This window comes from Frankia sp. CeTa3Moorea, from assembly GCF_978021225.1.
The window spans coordinates 1-16,890 of the sequence record NZ_CDXDOR010000040.1; the positions used below are offsets into that span (position 1 = coordinate 1).

Consider the following 16,890-nt stretch of genomic DNA (forward strand, 5'->3'; position numbering starts at 1 on the left):
CAGGCAGGCGAGATGATTCGACAGCCGGGTGCGGGAGATCCCGAGCAGGTCGGCGAGGTCGGCGGGGTGGGCGGGCGCCTCACGCAGGGCGAGCAGCAACCGGGCGCGGATCGGGTCGACGAGGGCGCGCCCGAAGCGGGTGAGGCCGTCCAGATCGGTGGCGAGAGCTGTCACTCCAAAAGAATACACGAATCCATGAATTCAGATACTCGTGAATTCGAACACTCCCGACCCAGCCACCTCCAGCTCGGCCAATCCACACTGTTGGCAATGACATCCGTTTTCGCTAACCTCTGTCCGGTTGGTCTTGTCGACAAGCGGAGCGAAACCGCTCCCTGGCGACAGCGGCTCGGGCCAGCGCGGGACCGGGGCGGGCGCCAGCCGGCGCCCGCCGGCGCCCGTCCGTCGCGGTCCATGTCCGGGCCACGACGCTTCGTGACAGACAGGCGCTGCCCCGTCCTCGACGCGGCGCCCTGGGGGTTTGGAGGCTTCCGGTGACGACCATGCTCGACCGGCGACTACTGCTGCGGTCAGGCGCTTTCGCTCTGCTCGGCGCGGCGGGGCTCGCCGCCTGTTCCGACGACGACGGCCCGGCGGCGGACGCGCCGGCCTCCACGGCGCCCACCCCCCGCCAGGGCGGGACACTGCGCGCAGCGTTCGTCGGCGGTGGGGCGGCCGAGACGCTGAACTTCCTGATGGGCCCGACCCCGCTGGACTACATCCGCGCGCGCTCCATGCACGGTGCGCTCGGCATCCTCGACCCGAAGGAGCCCGAGGGCGTCCGGTACGAGCTGCTGGAAGGCATCGACGCCGCGGCGGATCTGACCAGCTACATACTGCGGGTCCGCCCCGGCGCCACGTTCACCGACGGCTCCCCGGTGACGGCACATGACGTTCTGTACTCGCTCAGGGCTCCGGGAACGCTCGGCTCCCTGCCCTACCTCAAGCCGCCGGCGGCGAACTTCGACCTGGCCGCCGCACGGGTCGAGGGCGACCAGACACTGGTGCTCCCGACCAAGTCGCCGATCGCCGACGGCCGTCTCATCCTGTGCCAGAGCACGCTGGTCTTCAAGGACGGCACCACCGAGTTCACCGCCGAGATGCCGACCAGCGGGCCGTTCCGGCTGACCGGTTTCGAACCAGGCCGGGGCAGCACGTTCACGCGCAACGACGACTGGGTCGGCCTGACGCTCGGCGGCGGGCCCTACCTGGACGGGCTTGAGCTGCGCACCATCGCCGACACCACCGCCCGGGTCAACGCCCTGACCGGCGGGCAGGTCGAGTTCGCCGCGGGCCTCAGCCCGGTGGCCGCCCGCACCCTGGAGAGCGACGACACGTTCGAGGTCGTCACCGCGGAGCTTCCCTACGCGACCATGCTCTCGTTCGCGCTGAACCTGTCGTTCGCCCCGTTCGCCGACGTGCGGGTGCGGCAGGCGTTCAAGTACGCCGTTGATCGCCAGCGCATCGTCGACACGGTGTACTTCGGCCGCGCGTTCGTCGGCAACGACCTCGCCGGCCTCGGGTTCGCCGACTACGCCGACGACATCGAGCAGCGGCCCCACGACCCGGAACGGGCCCGGTCGTTGCTGAAGGAGGCGGGCGCGGAGAACCTGGCCGTCACCCTCACGACCGCGCCCGAGCTGGCTGGCATGAGCGAGACCGCGACGCTCTACGCCGAGCAGCTGCGCGCGGTCGGCGTCAACGTGACGCTCGACGAGAAGGCCGCCGGCCAGCTGTTCTCGGACTACCCCGCCTATGTGCGCCTGCCGTTCGCCGCGAGCTACAACCCGCCGGTGCCGCCGCTGTCGAACTACGTCTCGACCCGCGCCGGTGGGGCGCCGTCCGCCTTCGGCTTCAACCGGCCGGATGTCGACGCGCTGGTCAAGACTGCGCGCAGCGCCACCGACGAGGCCGCCCGGCGCGAAGCCGCCGGGAAGGCCCAGCGCGTCCTGTGGGACGAGGGCAACTCGGTCGTCCCGGTCTTCGTCCCGTCGATCAACGGGCAGACGACGAAGGTCCACGGCGTAGCGGAGGATCTGTTCACCAACTTCAGCCAGGCGTACCTGGCCTGAGCCCGCCAGCGACCGAAGGCGGGCAGACGAGACAGGTCGTTCACGTCCATGACGCTCGGGTTGTTGGTGCTGCGGCGGCTGGCGGCCGCCGGCGCCGTCCTCGTGGTGCTCTCCGCCGTCATCTTCCTGGCGACGGATGTGCTCCCCGGGGACGCCGCCGGCGTGCTCGCCGGCGCGGACGCCACCACCGCCGACCGGGAGGAGCTGACCCGGCAGCTGCACCTCGACGAGTCGCCGGTCAGCCGCTACCTGCGCTGGGCCGGCGACGCGCTGCACGGCGACCTCGGGCAGGGCCAGGTGGGCGGACGGGACGTCAACGAGGTGCTCGGTGACACCGTGCCGAACAGCCTCGCGCTCACCGTGCTCGCGCTCGCCGTCGCGCTGCCCGGCGCGATCCTGCTCGGCCTGGTCACCGCGGCGCGCCTCAACGGGCGCGCCGACCAGACGGTGTCCCTGGTGACCCTGGCCGCGGCGGGTCTGCCGGAGTTCGTCACCGCCGCGCTGCTGGCCTGGGCGTTCGGGGCGCTGCTCGGGATCCTGCCTCGGGTCTCGCTGGTCGACCTCGGGCAGCGGCCGTGGGAGTCACCGGAGGTGATGGTGCTGCCCGCCCTGACCCTCGCGATCGTCGCGACGGCGATCGCGACCAGACTGCTGCGCTCGTCCGCGGCCGACGTGGCGGCGGCCCCGTACGTGCGCGCCGCCCGGCTGCGCGGCGTGCACGGCCCGCGGCTGGCGCTGCGGCACCTGCTGCCGGCCGCGCTCGCCCCCACCGTCCAGGTCGTCGCGGTGCTCTTCGGCGGCCTGCTCGGCGGGGCGGTCGTGGTCGAGAGCGTGTTCAACTATCCCGGTGTCGGCTTCGAGCTGACGCAGGCGGTGGCCAACCGGGACGTCCCGATGGTGCAGGGGCTGTCCCTGGCGCTGTGCGCGCTCGCGCTGCTCGGGCTGCTGTGCGGCGACGTCATCGCGGCCGTCGTCGACCCGCGCACCCGGAGGGCGCGGTGAGCCGGCTGACCCGCGGCAGACGGGTGGGCGGCAGGCAGGCCCGCGGCAGACGGGTGGGCGGCAGGCTGGCCGGCGGCGCGGTCGGGGTGCTCGTCGCCGTGAGCCTGCTCGGCCCGGCGCTGGTCGGCGGCTCGGTGAGCGCCCAGGTCGGCCTGCCGTTCGAAGGGCCGTCACCGGCGCACCCGCTGGGCACCGACGTGGTCGGGCGCGACGTGCTCACCCGGCTGGCGCACGGCGGGCTGCCGGTCGTGGCCCTCGCCCTCGGCGGCACCCTGCTCGCCAGCGTGGTCGGCGTTGCCGTCGGGGTGACGGCGGCGCTGTCCCGGGGACGGGCCGGCGAGCTGACGGTCCGCGCCGTCGACGCGTTCGGTGTCATCCCCGCCGTCCTGCTGATGCTGGTACTCGCGACCGGCTTCCCCGGCAGCGACCTCGCGGTGATGGCCACGGTCGCCGTCGTCGGCGTCCCGTTCTCGGTGCGGGTGGTGCGCGCCGCGGCGCAGCAGATCGCCGCCAGCGGCTATGTCGAGGTGGCCCTTGCCCGCGGTGACCGGCGGTCCGCCGTGATCCGCCGGGACGTGCTGCCGAACATCGTGCGCCCCGTACTCGCCGACGCCGGGCTGCGCTTCTCCGCGGCCGTCCACCTCACGGCGACGGCGGGTTTTCTCGGACTCGGACGGTCCGCCCCCGCGCCGAACTGGGGACGGATGGTGGACGAGAACGCACCCGGCGTGGCGCTCACGGCCTGGCCGTTTCTCGCTCCGGTGCTGGCTCTCGTCGTCCTGTCGGTGTCGGTGAACATCCTCACCGACCGGCTCGCCACCACGTTGGCGGAGCGATCGTGACGACCACCGAACAGACCAGTCCCGGTCCGCACGACCCCGCCGCGCGACGCGATGTCGAGGAGCTCATCGGCGTCGAGGGGCTCACGATCGGCCCGTCCGGCGGTGGCCCGCCGGTGGTCGAGGACGTCGGGTTCGAGGTCCGGCGCGGCGAGGCGGTGGCGCTGGTCGGGCGCTCCGGCGCGGGCAAGACCACGACGGCGCTGGCGCTGCTCGGCCATGTGGCTCCCGGCCTGGCCGTACGGTCGGGCACGGTGCGGGTGGCCGGCGAGGACGTCCTGGCCGCCGCGGTCGCGACCCGGCTGCGCGGGCGGACCATCGCCTACCTGGGGCAGGATCCCGCCAGCGATCTGCATCCGACCCGCCGGCTGCGCGCGCAGCTGCGGGAGGCGGCGGGCCGGTCCGAGGCCGATGTCGCCCGGCTGCTGTCCGCCGTCGGGCTGCCCACCGACCCGGCCTTCCAACGCCGCTACCCCCATCAGATCTCCGGTGGGCAGGCGCAGCGGGCCGCGTTCGCGCTGGTCCTCGCCGGCCAGCCGGACATCCTCGTCCTCGACGAGCCGACCGCGGGCCTGGACGCCGTGCTCACCCGCGCCATCCGCGGCCTGATCAGCGAGCTGGCCGCCAGGCACGCGGTGGTGCTCGTCAGCCACGACCGGGCGCTGGTCGACGCGGTCGCCACCCGCACCGTCACCCTGGGCTCCGGGAACCCGGTCACCCGACGGCCACCGGCTGCCCCGGCCCTCGTCGCTGCCGACGCCAGCAGGGCCGATACCGGCGAAACCCCCGCCGGCGAAGTCGTGCCTTCGGCACCCGCCGTGCTTTCGGTCGCCGGCCTGCGGGCCTGGCACGGGCGCCGGCCGGTCCTCGTCGATCTCGACCTCACGGTGCCCGCGGGCGGCTGCGTGGCCGTCGTGGGCCCGTCGGGGTCCGGCAAGTCGACGTTGGCCCGCTGTGTCGCCGGCATCCACCGCGGCCGCGCGGCCGCGGCGATGACGCTGGTCGGCGCGGACCTGCCGGTCACCGGTCGCCGGACTCGGGAGCAGCGACGCGCGGTCGCGCTCGTCCCGCAGGACAGTGTCGGCGCGCTCAATCCCAGGGAGTCGGTGCGCCGAGCGCTGCTACGGGCCGCTGGCGCAGATCCCGGGTCACGCCGCCCGGTACCAGCGGATGGGCCGGGTGGACCGGGCAGGCCTGGTGGTCCGGGTGACCGGACCGACCCGGATGCCCTGGTCACGAAGCTGCTGGACCAGGTCGGACTTCCGGCGGGCTACGCGAACCGCCGGCCCGGCGCGCTGTCCGGCGGTGAACGCCAGCGGGTGAGCCTCGCCCGGGCGCTGGCCTGCCAGCCGCGGCTGCTGCTGTGCGACGAGGTCACCTCGGCGCTCGACAGTCAGACCGGCGAGCAGCTCCTGGAGCTGCTTGCCGGTCTGCGGACACGGCTCGGCCTCGGCGTCCTGATGATCACGCACGACCTGTCGGCCGCCCGGCACGCCGAGTGGATGCTCGTCCTCGCCGAGGGCGCGATCGTGGATCAGGGACCGCCGGAGACCCTGCGGACCAGCGGGTCACATCCCGTCACCCGGGCCCTGTTCGGAGCCTGACCCGGGCGCGGTCGGACGGTCAGAGCGGACCCGGGCGGTCAGTGGTCGTCCCAGTGGCCGTCGTGCGCGGCGTGCCGGTGGCTGTCGTGCAGGTAGTCGACGTGGTCGCCGTGCGGGACGGCGACGTGCCCACACCCGAGCCGGTGGGTGTGCTCGGCGGCGTCATGGTGCTGGCTGTGCAGTGTCGGCGTGCTCATGCGGGTCCTCCAGGGAGTGCGCGATCGCGTCCAGCACGATGTGCGCGACGTGCTGATCGGCAAGGAGGTAGGCGATCTCACGGCCGTGCCGCCGGGTGACGACCAGCCCCGCGCTGCGCAGCACGCGCAGGTGCTGGGAGACCAGAGGCTGGCTGACCCCAGCGATACGACCAGCTCGTGGACGTGGCGCGGGCCTTCGGCGAGCTCCCGGACCACTGCCAGGCGCACAGGTGCGGCCAGTGCGCGCGGCAGCGTCGCGGCAGGCTCAAGGCCGGTCACGCTGTCCACCCACAACACATAAACACTCACGCATGAGTCGCGCCGCGTGCGACGCGGCTCTCACCCGACGCCCACCGCCGCGTCCGCATCCGCCGCCGCCTCCGTCGCCGCATGGGCGCGCAGGTGCCACCCACGGGCCGCCTGGCGGGACCGCCAGAAGCCGGCGTACGTTCCGTCGGCGGCGAGCAGCTCCTCGTGCCGGCCCCGCTCGGTGATCCGCCCGGACTCGACGACGAGGATCTGGTCGGCGTCGCGGACGGTCTCCAGCCGGTGGGCGATGACCAGCACCGTCGCCCGGCGCGCCAGGGCGGCGAAGGCCCGCTGGACGATCACGTCGGTCTCCGGGTCGAGAGAGGCCGTCGCCTCGTCGAGAAGCACGATCGGCGCATCCTTGAGCAGAGCGCGGGCGATGGAGACCCGCTGACGCTGCCCACCCGAGAGCAGCTTCCCGCCCTCACCGACCCGGGTGGCGAGCCCGTCCGGCAGCCCGTCGAGCCCACCCGCGCCGCCGGGGGCGTCCGAGGCATCGGTGGTACCCGAGGTGCCGGTGACCCCAGAAGTGCCGGGGTCCGGCAGCAGGCCCGCGAGAGCGGCGACCCGTTCGACCTCCTCCTGGCTCGCGTCGGGCCGCCCCAGCCGGATGTTGTCGGCCAGCGTGCCGTCGAAGAGGTAGACGTCCTGGAAGACCACGGACACGAGCGAGGTGAGCGCCTCGGTGCCCACCTCCCCCACCGGCACTCCGCCGATCAGCACCTGGCCGCCGTCGGCGTCCCAGAAGCGGGCGACCAGCCGAGCGATGGTCGTCTTGCCCGCCCCGGAGGGCCCGACCAGCGCCGTCGTGCTCCGCTCGGGGAGCACGAAGCTGACATCGTCGAGCACCCGCCGGTCGCCGTAGCCGAACGTCACGTGGCGGAACTCGACATCCGTGCTGGTCGGCCGGACCGGCGTGGCCGGCTCGGGCAGCGGCTGGACGTCGAGCACCCGGGCGACGGCGTCCAGGCTGCCGCGGGCCAGCCGCATACCGGCCCCGAGGTCGGCGGCGGCCGACACCGGCTCGATGAACCGGACCATCAGCACCAGCACACCGGCCAGCAGCGCCGGGTCGAGGCTGCCGCCCAGCGCCCGGTGCGCGCCGAGCACCAGCACGACGGCGAACGACAGCCGGACGACGAAGCTGAAGGTCACCAGGCCGGGCACGGAACGCACCACGAGCCGCCGGTCGGCGTCGTGCTGGGCGGCGAGCGCCTCGTCGAGCATCCGGTGCCCGTGCACGGTGCGCCCGAAGGCCCGCAGCACCGGCTGCGTCTGCCCGAACTCGACGATGCGGGACGACGCCTCGTCGACCACCGCGTCCCGGTCGGCGTCCACCTTCGCGACAACCCGGTTGCTCGCGGCCAGGACGACGACGAGCAGCACCGCCGCGGCGAGGACGGCGGCCGCGAGCCGGACGTCGAAGAAGAACAGCGCGACGATCACCGTCACCGGGACCACCGCCGCGGTGACCACCGGGCGCAGCAGGTGGGCGGGGATGTTCATCGCGCCCATCACGCTCTGGCTGGTCAGCCGGGCGAGCTGGCCGACCCGCCCGGGGTCGAACCAGCCGAGCGGCAGCTCGACGATCTTCTCGCCGAGCCGGTGGTGCAGCACGTTCGCCACATCCGCGCCGACCCGGAACGCCGCGTTCTGCGCCCACCAGGTGAGGCCGGCGTAGGCGAGCGTGGCGGCGGCGACGCCCCCGAACCACGGCCAGGCGTCCGCCGGGTCGTCGCCGAGCAGCTCCTCGATCATCGGTACGCCCAGGGCGTAGCCGACGCCCTGGGCGACGGCGGCGAGCACGAGGCCGGCGATCAGCCGGCGCACCGCGGGGGCGTGCTCCGGTCCCACTACGCGCAGCAGCTGCCTGATCATGTAAGTGCTCCCTCGTGGCGTCCCTGGGCCGGCAGGTCTGGCAGCCCCGGCGGGTCTGGCTGGTCGGTGGACTGCTGGGCGGCCCACATCCGCCGGTACCTGCCGTCCTCACGCAGCAGCTCGGCGTGCCGACCACGCTGGACGACCCGGCCCTGTTCGAGCACGATGATCTGGTCGGCCTCGCGGACGCTGGCCAGCCGGTGGGCGATCACCAGCAGGGTCCGCCCGGCCGCCGCGGCGGACAGCGCGCGCTGCACCGCGTCCTCCGCGTGCGGGTCGGCGTACGCGGTCGCCTCGTCGAGGACGAGCACCGGGGCGTCGGCGAGCAACGCCCGCGCGATGGCGATCCGCTGCTGCTCACCGATCGAGAACGTGACGTCGTGTCCGACCACCGCGTCGTACCCGGCCGGCTCCCGGACCACCCGGTCGTGGATCTGCGCCGCGCGGGCCGCCTCGACGACCGCCTCCCGGGCCGCGTCCGGCCGGGCGAGCGCGATGTTGTCGGCGACGGAGGCCCGCAGCAGCCCGACGTCCTGGAAGACGAAGCCGACCAGGCCGTAGAGCGTGCCGGGGTCCAGCTCCCGCACATCGGCCCCGCCGACCGTGACCGACCCGGAGGTCACGTCGAAGAACCGCGGCACCAGCCGGGCCAGCGTCGACTTGCCCGCCCCCGAGGGCCCGACGAGGGCGGTGACGGTGCCCGGTGCCAGCACGAGGTCGACGCCCTCCAGCACGGGCGGCCCGCCGTCGTACGCGAACGACACGCCGCGCAGCTCCACCGTGGTCCCGTCCGTCACCCGCGGACTGTCGGGAACCGGCAGCGGCGGGGTGTCGAGCAGGCCCGCGACGCTCGCCGCCGCGACCCCGCCGGTGCGCAGCGCCTGCAGCCGGGTGCCGATGTTCGACACCGCACCGGCCACGCCGGGCGCGAGCAACGCGAACGGGATGATCTCGGGCGCCGGCATACCGCCGTGCGCGACCAGGGCGATACCCGGCCCGAGGACCAGCAGCAGCACCGCCGGCGGGGCGACGACGATCTGGGACGCCGTGGTCACGGCGGTCGTCGCCGCCACCCAGCGGGCGAAGAAGTCGTGGAAGGCGTCCGCGGCGCGGCCGAACCGCTCGTACGCCGACCGCGCGCGGCCGAACGTCTTGACCACCGCGATCCCGTCGACGAACTCCACCACCGCGTTGTTGATCTCGGCGACGGCCCGGCCGTAGTCGGCCATCTTCGTGCCGGCCTCAGCCATCGCCCGGGCGAACAGCCAGATCCCGGCCACCAGCGGTACGACGCTGAGCAGCCCGAGCCGCCAGTCGACGACGATCAGGTAGACCAGCGCCGTGACCGGCACCACGACCACCGCGGTGACGTCCAGCAGCGTGTGGGCGACGAGATAGTGCATCGCGTGCACGTCGTCGTGGACGACCTTCTTCACCTCGCCGGACCCGCGCCGGGCGAACCAGCCGAGCGGAACCCGCCCGAGCCGGTCCGCCAGCGCCCGGCGCAGCCGCAGCTGGAGCCGGGCATCCCCGACGTGGGTGAGGGTGACGGCCGCGCTGGCCGCCAGCAGGCTCACCGGCGCCGTGGTGCCGCACACGACGACCCAGGCCCACACCTGGTCCTCGTCCGGGCTGGCCACCAGCAGCGCCTGCGCCGCCTCGGCGAGCGCGATCAGCGACACCACGGCGGCCACACTCGACACCGCCTGCAGCGCCACCGCGACGACCAGCAGCGAGCGCAACGGCGCGAGCAGTCTCGCCAGCGGCTGGACGGGGCTCGGGATACTCACAACACGCCCTCCTCGAAGGCATCGGGCTCGAACACGGCCGCGTCGCCGTGCTCCAGAACGAGAGCGGCCAGCCCGGCGACGGTCGGCGCGGCGAGAAAGCCACGGACAGGCACGTCCACGCCGTACCGGGCCCGCAACGCACCGACCATCCGCAGCGCGAGCATACTGTCACCGCCGGCCCCGAAGAAGTTCGCGTCCCGGTCGGCGACGTGTACGCCGAGCAGCTCGCTCCACAGCGCGGCGATCGCCGACTGCGCGCCTGGGTCAGGGGCGACGCCGTCAAGGCTGGTGAGGTCCTCGCCGAGCGCGGTGAGCGCCAGCCGGTCGATCTTGCCGTTCGCGGTGAGCGGCAGCTCCGCCAGCACGCTCACCCGGGCCGGCACCGCGTAGGGCGGCAGCCGGTCCGCCAGATGGGCGCGCAGCGCGGTGACCAGATCGTCGCCCGTGTCCGCGCTCGCCGCCGCGGTCTCGGTGGCCGCCGGGGCGATCCCGGCCGCTGTCGCGTCGTCGCGTGCGGCACCGGCCGGCACGACGAAGGCGTGCAGGGCACGGCGGTGACGGTCGCCGACCGCGACGACGGCGCCGGCCCGGGCCAGCGGGAAGCCCTCCAGCGCGGCCTCGACCTCGTTGAGCTCGATGCGGTGACCGCCGATCTTGACCTGCTGGTCGGAGCGACCGAGGAACTCCAGCGTCCCGTCCGGCCAGTACCGGCCGAGGTCGCCGGTCCGGTACCAGCGGTCACCGGCCCGGCGGACGAACCGGTCCGCGGTGCGCCGCGGGTCACCGCGGTAGCCGAGGGCGACCCCGCGCCCTCCGATCCACAGCTCCCCGGGCACCCAGTCCGGGCGGTCGTCCCCCCGCGGGTCGACGACCCGGTACGCCTGGTTGTCGAGCGGGAACCCGTAGGGCACCGAACTCCACCCGTCCGGCACCTCGTCGACCTCGAAGGCGTTCGACCAGATAGACGCCTCGGTCGCCCCGCCGAGCGCCACCAGCCGGCACCGGCCGCCCGTCCCCGCCCGCAGCCGGCCCGGCAGGTCGAGACCCACCCAGTCACCGGAGACCAGCGCGAGGCGCAGCCCGGCCGGCAGCGGCTCCGGCTCGGCGGCGACGAGCAGCATGTCGAGCAGAGCCGGGACGGTGTTCCAGACGGTCACGCCATGGTCGCGGGCAAGCGAAAGCCAGCGCTGGGCGTCGCGCCGGTCGTCCTCCGCCGCGAGCACCACCGCGCCGCCGGCGCCGAGCAGGCCGAAGACGTCATAGACGGAGAGGTCGAAGTCGAGCGCGGACAAGGCGAGCACCCGGTCACCGGCGCCGATCCCGAACCGGGCGTTGATGTCCGCCACCGTGTTCACGGCCGCGTCATGGGCGATCTCGACGCCCTTCGGCTCGCCGGTCGACCCGGAGGTGAAGATGACGTAGGCCAGGCCACGCGGGTCGACCGGCACCGGGGTGACCAGCGCCGGGCCGGCCAGCGCCCGGCCGATGCCGAGAATCTCCGGGCCGGCCCCACCGGGCTGCTCCCCGCCAGTGGGCTCCGCGTTGCCGTCGTCATCACCGTCGGCATCGTCGGTGATGACGTACCTTGCGCCGGACGTCGCGTGGATCCGCGCCCGGCGCAACGCCGGCTGTTCCACTCCGATGGGCACGTACGCCGCACCGGCGGCCAGCACGCCGAGGACCGCGACGATCTGGTCGGGGCCCTTCGGCAGGGTGACGGCGACAGTGTCGCCCGGCACGACGCCCCGGGCTACCAGGCCGCCCGCGACCCGCAGGGCGGCGTCGGCGAGGTCCCGGTAGCTCATGGTCGCCGGGCCGGCCTGCGGGTGCTCCCAGACGAGCGCCGTCCGGTCCGGCTCGGTGACGGCTCGACCGAAGAACGCGCCGTGCAGCGTGGCCGGCGCGCGGTCGACGGCGGTGGCGTTGCGCGCGGCCCGGACCTCCCGCTGCCCGGCCGGCAGCAGGTCGGGCAGCCGCCCGGACCAGTCACCGTCGGCGAGCCAGCCGATGAGGCTGTTGTAGGCGGTGAACATGGCGTCGACGACCCCGGGGCGGAACAGGTCCTCGACGACGTCCCAGCTGACCTGGAGTCCGCCGGCCGCCTCCACCACCTGGTTGTCGAGACCGACCTGCGGGGACTGGGACAGCCCGTACACGGGCGCGCCGAAGGCGTCCGACAGGTCCATCGAGACACCGTCGCCGTCGCCGACGCCGCCGCCGACGCCGATCGCGCTGGTGAACACGACCGGCATCGCCTCCAGGGCGCCGGTCGCCCGCGCCAGCTCCCGCAGCAGCCAGATCGGGGAGACCTCGCGGTGGTCCAGGTCGGCGGCCAGCCGGCGCTGCAGGCCGCCGACGGTGGCCAGCCAGGTGTCGGCCCGCCGGTGGTCGGCGAGCGAGAGGGTGGTGAAGTCGCCCAGCAGCCGGGCGATGTCCGGGTGGACGGGCCGCCGGTCGAACAGCGTGAGGGTGATCGTCAGGTCGGTGTGGGTGCTCCAGGCCGCCAGCACCTCGCCGTAGACCGCCAGCAGCACCGTGGACACGGTGACGTCGTGCCGGCGGGCGGCCGCGCGCAGCCGCTCCCACACCCGTGGCTCGTGCCAGTGCCGGTGCCGTTCGAACCGCGGCCTGGTGAGCTGCGCCGGGTCGAGGGCGGTCGGCAGCGCGGGCGCCGGCGGCAGCTCGGCGAGCCGGGCCAGCCAGTACTCCTGGTCGGCCGCGGCGGCCTGCGGGTCGGGCCGCACGCCGAGCACGTAGTCCCGGAACGACACTCCGACCTCCGGCAGGACGGGCGGGTGCTCGCCGGCCCGCGCGGCGACGTAGAGCCGGTCGAGCTCCGTGTACAGCGTCATGATCGACAGAGCGTCGAACACCAGGTAGTCGAGGCCGACCGCGAGCCGTACCCGTCCCTGGCCGGCCCGCTCGTAGCGCAGCGCGGACACCTCGAACAACGGCCACCGGGTCAGGTCGAGCACCCGGTGCGAGTGCTCCCGCCGGAAGGCCGCCAGCTCGGGGCCGGGATCCGCCTGCGGTGCGGCGGTACGCACGTCGACGCGGGGCTGCCCGACGTCCGTGAGGATGCGCTGGTTGCCGTCCTCGTCGAAAACGGCCCGCAGCATCTCGTGCCGCTGCACCAGGCCGTGCAGTGCCGCTTCCAGGGCCGCCGGGTCCCAGGTCGCCGCCGGCACGTCGAACTCGGTGTAGTGCCAGGTGCCGACACCACCGAGCGGCAGCCGCTCGTCCCGGCCGATCCAGTAGGCGCGCTGCACGTCGGTCGGGGGGAACGGCTCGTACCGGTGCTCTGGGTCGGCGACCAGCCCGTTTCCCTCCCCCGCGGGGAGCGGCCTCGCGCCGTCCGCCTCCGGCGTCGCGGCGGGTTCCAGCGTCGCGGCGAAATCAGCCAGCCGCGGGGTGGTGAACAGCCGGCCGAGCCGGCCACCGGCCAGGCCTGCCTCGCGCAGGCGCACGAGCATGGTGGTCGCGAGCAGCGAGTCGCCGCCCAGGCCGACGAAGGTGTCATCGCGGCCGACCCGCTCGGCCCCGAGCAGGTCGGACCAGATGCCGGCGACCGTGGTCTCCACCGTGCCCTGGGGCGGCGTGAACACGCCGCCCGCGCCGTCGCCGCCGCCGGTGGCGGAGTCGGCGGTCAGCTCGGCGGCGAGTGCCGACCGGTCGACCTTGCCGTTGCGGGAGAGCGGAAGCCGCGGCCGGACGACGACGAGCTGCGGGCGCGACGCCTCGGGCAGCCGCTCGGTCAGCCACTCCCGCAACGATTCGACGAGGCCGCCGGTACCGAGCCCATCGGTACCGAGCCCATCGGTACTGAGGCCGTCGCTCCGGTCCTCCTCGCCCGGATCCCCGGCCGGCTGGACGGCGAGCGCGAGGCGCCGCGCCGGGCCGGCCACGACCGTGGCGGCCGCGGCGGCGACCGCCGGGTGGCTGCGGGCGGCCGCCTCCACCTCGCCGAGCTCGATGCGGTGCCCCCGGATCTTGACCTGGCCGTCCGCGCGGCCGAGGAACTCCAGGACGCCGTCGGACCGGTAGCGGGCCAGGTCACCCGTCCGGTACCAGCGGGTTCCGGCGTGTTCCACGAACCGGTCCGCGGTGCGGGCAGGATCGCCCCGGTAGCCCCGGGCCACGGACCGGCCACCGATCCACAGCTCTCCGGTGACCCGGTCGGGGCAGTCGCGGCCCTGAGCGTCGACGACCCTCGCCCGCACGTCGTCCAACGGGAGCCCCCACGGCATCGACGGCCAGGCACGCGCCTCGCCGTCCTGCTCGGGGGACACCTCGAACGTGGTGGAGTGGATCGCCGCCTCGGTCATGCCGCCGAGGGCGACGAACCGCGCGGCGGGGAAGACCGCCCGCGTCCGCGCCGGCAGGTCCACGCCGACGACGTCCCCGCCCAGCAGCACCAGGCGCAGCCCCGCGGTGCCGGAGGCGGCCGGAGGAGCTGCGGTCGGCGCCGCGGTGAGCAGCATGTCCAGCAGCGCCGGCACGGTGTTCCAGACCGTCACCTCGTGGTCGGTGAGCGCCCGCCACCACGCCGCGGCGTCCCGGCGGTCCTCGTCGGCGAGCAGCACGACGGCACCGCCCGCCGCCAGCGGGCCGAACAGGTCGTAGACGGACAGGTCGAAGTCGAGCGCGGACAGCGCCAGGGTCCGGTCCCGCGGACCGACCTCGAACCGGTGGTTGATCGCGTCGATGGTGTTCGCCGCGGCGGCGTGGGTGACCTCGACGCCCTTCGGCTCCCCGGTCGAGCCGGAGGTGAACAGGACGTACGCGACCTGGTCGGGGTCCGTCGCGACGGGACCGGCCAGCGGCTCCCGCTCCGCCGCGGCGGCGAGGTCGACGACCCTCGGCTCCTGGCCGACGGCCGCCTGGCCCGCGGCCCCCGCATCGCCGGCGCCACCGGTGGCGCCGGTGGCGCCGGTGGCGAGCAACGGGCTCGTCGCGGCGTCGGTGAGCACCAGCCGCGCCCCGGCGCGGGCATACACCGCCGCGCGGCGCAGCGGCGGTTGGTCGACGCCCAGCGGCAGGTAGGCGGCGCCGGCGGCCAGCACACCGAGTACCGCGACGACCTGGTCGACGCCGCGCGGCAGCGTCACGACCACCGTGTCACCGGGCCGCACGCCCTCGTCGACGAGCAGCGCGGCGACCCGCAGCGCCGCGTCGGCCAGCCCGCCGTAGCCGAGCCGCCGGTCGCCCGCGATCACCGCCGGGCGCCGCGTTCCGGCAGCGGTCCCCTCCGCTGCCTCGGCGGCCTCGGCGGCGATCTCCTCCGCCGCCCGGCGGAAGACGACCTCGTGCAGGGTCCGGGCCGGGTGCGCCAGCCGTGTCGCGTTCACCTCCGCACGCACGCCGGCCTGTGCCGCCGGCAGCAGGGAACCGACCGGCTCCTGCCAGGGGTCGTCGGAGCCGGCGAGCCGGTCGACGAGCGCGCGGTAGGCCGCGAACGCGTCCTCGGCGACTCCCTCGTCCAGGCAGTCCAGCCGGACGTCCCAGTTGAGCAGCAGACCGCCGTCATGCTCGGTGACCTGGGCGTCGAGCCACACCTGGGGCCCCTGGGAGATCGTCCACGCCGGCCGGCCGAAACATTCCTGGACCTGTGACGAGTAGATGTCGCCGAGACCGAGCGCACTGGTGTAGACGACCGGGGCGAGCACCGGGTGGCCGCGCCGGCGGGAGATCTCCCGCAGCACGTCGACACCGCTGTAGGAGCCGTGCGCGATGGCGGCGGCGAGGGTCTGCCGCACCACTCGCGCGCGCTCGGCGAACGGCAGCGGCGCGCCGAGGTCGACATCGAGCAGCAGCGAGCTGGAGAAGTCTCCGACGAGCAGGTCGACGTCCGGGTGCAGGGGGTCTCGGTCGAACAGCGGCAGGTTCAGCAGGAACCGCGGGCCGGCGCTCCAGGCGCCGATGACCTCGGCGAACGCGGTCGCCAGCGCGGCGGCCGGGGTGACGCCGTGGCGGCGGGCCCGCTCGGTGAGCGCGGCGCGGCGGGCCGGGTCGATCCAGTGGTCGAGCCTGGTGCTGCGCGCCGTCGTCCCGGGGTCGCCGGCACCGGGCCGCAACGGCAGGTCCGGTGCTCCGGGCAGGTCGTCGAGCCGGTCGTGCCACCACTGCCGGGCGCGGGCCACCCGGTCGTCCCCGCGGGCGGCCCGGTCGGCGAGATAGCGGGGGAAGTCGTAGGTCAGCGGCGGCAGCGCCAGGTCCCCGGCGGGGCCTGGCTCCTCGACAGACCCTGCCGCCGGCCCGAAGGTGAGGTCCGGTCCGGAGGTGAGGTAGAGCCGGCGGAGGTCCTCGAACAGCAGGCGCAGGCTCAGCGCGTCGGAGGCGACCATGTCCAGGTCCAGGTGCAGCCGCGTCGCGCCGCCGGGCAGCAGGGTGAGGGCGACCTCGCAGATCTCGCCGGCCTCGACGTCCATCATGCGGTGGGTGTAGTGGGAGCGCAGCGCGGACAGCTGCGCCTCGGCCTCCGCCGGAGGGAGCAGCCGCAGGTCGCGGACCGGTAACTGCGGCTCGGTCACCTCCCCGATCACAGCGCGCCCGTCCTCGGTCACCCGAGACCGCAGCATGCCGTGCCGGGCGATCAGCGCGGTGAACGCGCGCCGCAGCCGCTCCGGGTCGATCCCGGCACCGTCGAACTCGACGTAGAAGTGCGCGGCGACCCCGCCGAAGGGCTGCCCGGGCTGGCGCCCCACCCAGTAGGCGTGCTGCATGGTGGCGAGGGGGAACGGCTCCCCCACCGCCCAGGATCCGCCGTGGCCCGGCAGGCCGGCGCCGGACGTGTCGGCACTCCCCGAGTCCGCCCCCCTCCCGGCCTCCGTGCCGAGGCCTGCCGGCTCGGCGCCTGAGCCGTCCCCGGCCTGCGCGTCGGAGGCCAGCCCGGTCCCGGCCGGATCGGTCCCGGCCGGATCGGCTCGGCCGCTGCTCGGTGCCTGGTCGAGGATCCACGCCCACTCCCGTACGGTGGGTGCCTCGGCGAACTCGGCGAAGTCCACTTCAAGCCCCGCGGCTCGCCAGCGGGTGACGAGCTGGATGAGCGTCAGTGACTCCAGGCCGACGGAGAGCAGATCCTCGTCCAGGCCGAGCTCGTCGGCGTCGGTGAGGCCGAGCAGGGTCGCCACCTCCGCACGCAACGTACCGAGGTCGCCCCACGACACGGGGTCGACTTCCACGGGTTGGGTACTGGTCAC

At 74.7% G+C, this 16,890-nt stretch carries 10 protein-coding genes; 4 read left to right on the forward strand and 6 right to left on the reverse strand.

All coding sequences use genetic code 11. From position 1 onward, the window contains the following. Window positions 1–189, reverse strand: a 189-nt coding sequence (locus AC08OV_RS09780) for an ArsR family transcriptional regulator (protein WP_476619572.1), incomplete at its 3' end; no start/stop codon positions are given. 314 nt (window positions 190–503) lie between these two features. Here AC08OV_RS09780 and AC08OV_RS09785 point away from each other — a divergent pair. From AC08OV_RS09785 to AC08OV_RS09800, 4 genes are read left to right on the forward strand one after another with little or no spacing between them, the layout of a single operon-like run. Then, entirely contained in the window at window positions 504–2,072 is a 1,569-nt protein-coding gene (locus AC08OV_RS09785; RefSeq protein WP_476615414.1) for an ABC transporter substrate-binding protein, read from the forward strand. 48 nt (window positions 2,073–2,120) lie between these two features. Then, complete coding sequence (locus tag AC08OV_RS09790; protein ID WP_476615409.1) at window positions 2,121–3,074, forward strand: ABC transporter permease; 954 nt, start codon at window positions 2,121–2,123, stop codon at window positions 3,072–3,074. After that, window positions 3,071–3,916, forward strand: coding sequence for an ABC transporter permease (locus AC08OV_RS09795; RefSeq protein WP_476615410.1), 846 nt, complete (start codon window positions 3,071–3,073; stop codon window positions 3,914–3,916). The genes AC08OV_RS09790 and AC08OV_RS09795 overlap by 4 nt, the downstream gene beginning before the upstream one ends. Continuing rightward, the gene (locus AC08OV_RS09800; RefSeq protein WP_476619573.1) at window positions 3,913–5,517 is read left to right on the forward strand and encodes an ABC transporter ATP-binding protein; all 1,605 of its coding nucleotides are present in this window, start codon (window positions 3,913–3,915) and stop codon (window positions 5,515–5,517) included. Before AC08OV_RS09795 ends, AC08OV_RS09800 begins: the two co-directional genes overlap by 4 nt. Window positions 5,518–5,555: 38 nt before the next feature. On the opposite strand, the gene AC08OV_RS09805 is transcribed toward AC08OV_RS09800, so the two are convergent. The 5 genes from AC08OV_RS09805 to AC08OV_RS09825 form a co-directional block, all read right to left on the reverse strand. Beyond that, entirely contained in the window at window positions 5,556–5,714 is a 159-nt protein-coding gene (locus AC08OV_RS09805; protein ID WP_476615413.1) for a zinc transporter permease, read from the reverse strand. After that, window positions 5,680–5,880, reverse strand: a complete 201-nt coding sequence (locus tag AC08OV_RS09810) for an ArsR/SmtB family transcription factor (protein ID WP_476615415.1) — start codon at window positions 5,878–5,880, stop codon at window positions 5,680–5,682. Before AC08OV_RS09810 ends, AC08OV_RS09805 begins: the two co-directional genes overlap by 35 nt. A gap of 173 nt (window positions 5,881–6,053) precedes the next feature. Then, on the reverse strand, window positions 6,054–7,901 hold the full coding sequence (locus tag AC08OV_RS09815) for an ABC transporter ATP-binding protein (protein ID WP_476619574.1): 1,848 nt from the start codon (window positions 7,899–7,901) through the stop codon (window positions 6,054–6,056). Further along, window positions 7,898–9,691 carry an ABC transporter ATP-binding protein gene (locus AC08OV_RS09820; RefSeq protein ID WP_476614647.1) on the reverse strand — a complete coding sequence of 598 codons (1,794 nt, stop codon included), beginning with the start codon at window positions 9,689–9,691 and terminating at the stop codon, window positions 7,898–7,900. The genes AC08OV_RS09815 and AC08OV_RS09820 overlap by 4 nt, the downstream gene beginning before the upstream one ends. Then, entirely contained in the window at window positions 9,688–16,890 is a 7,203-nt protein-coding gene (locus AC08OV_RS09825; protein WP_476619575.1) for an amino acid adenylation domain-containing protein, read from the reverse strand. Before AC08OV_RS09825 ends, AC08OV_RS09820 begins: the two co-directional genes overlap by 4 nt.

Excerpts from the sequence above, each read along its gene's own strand:
- AC08OV_RS09805 (WP_476615413.1), bottom strand. The coding sequence starts at position 5,714 with ATGAGCACGCCGACACTGCACAGCCAGCACCATGACGCCGCCGAGCAC.
- AC08OV_RS09815 (WP_476619574.1), bottom strand. The coding sequence starts at position 7,901 with ATGATCAGGCAGCTGCTGCGCGTAGTGGGACCGGAGCACGCCCCCGCG.
- AC08OV_RS09790 (WP_476615409.1), top strand. The coding sequence starts at position 2,121 with ATGACGCTCGGGTTGTTGGTGCTGCGGCGGCTGGCGGCCGCCGGCGCC.
- AC08OV_RS09785 (WP_476615414.1), top strand. The coding sequence starts at position 504 with ATGCTCGACCGGCGACTACTGCTGCGGTCAGGCGCTTTCGCTCTGCTC.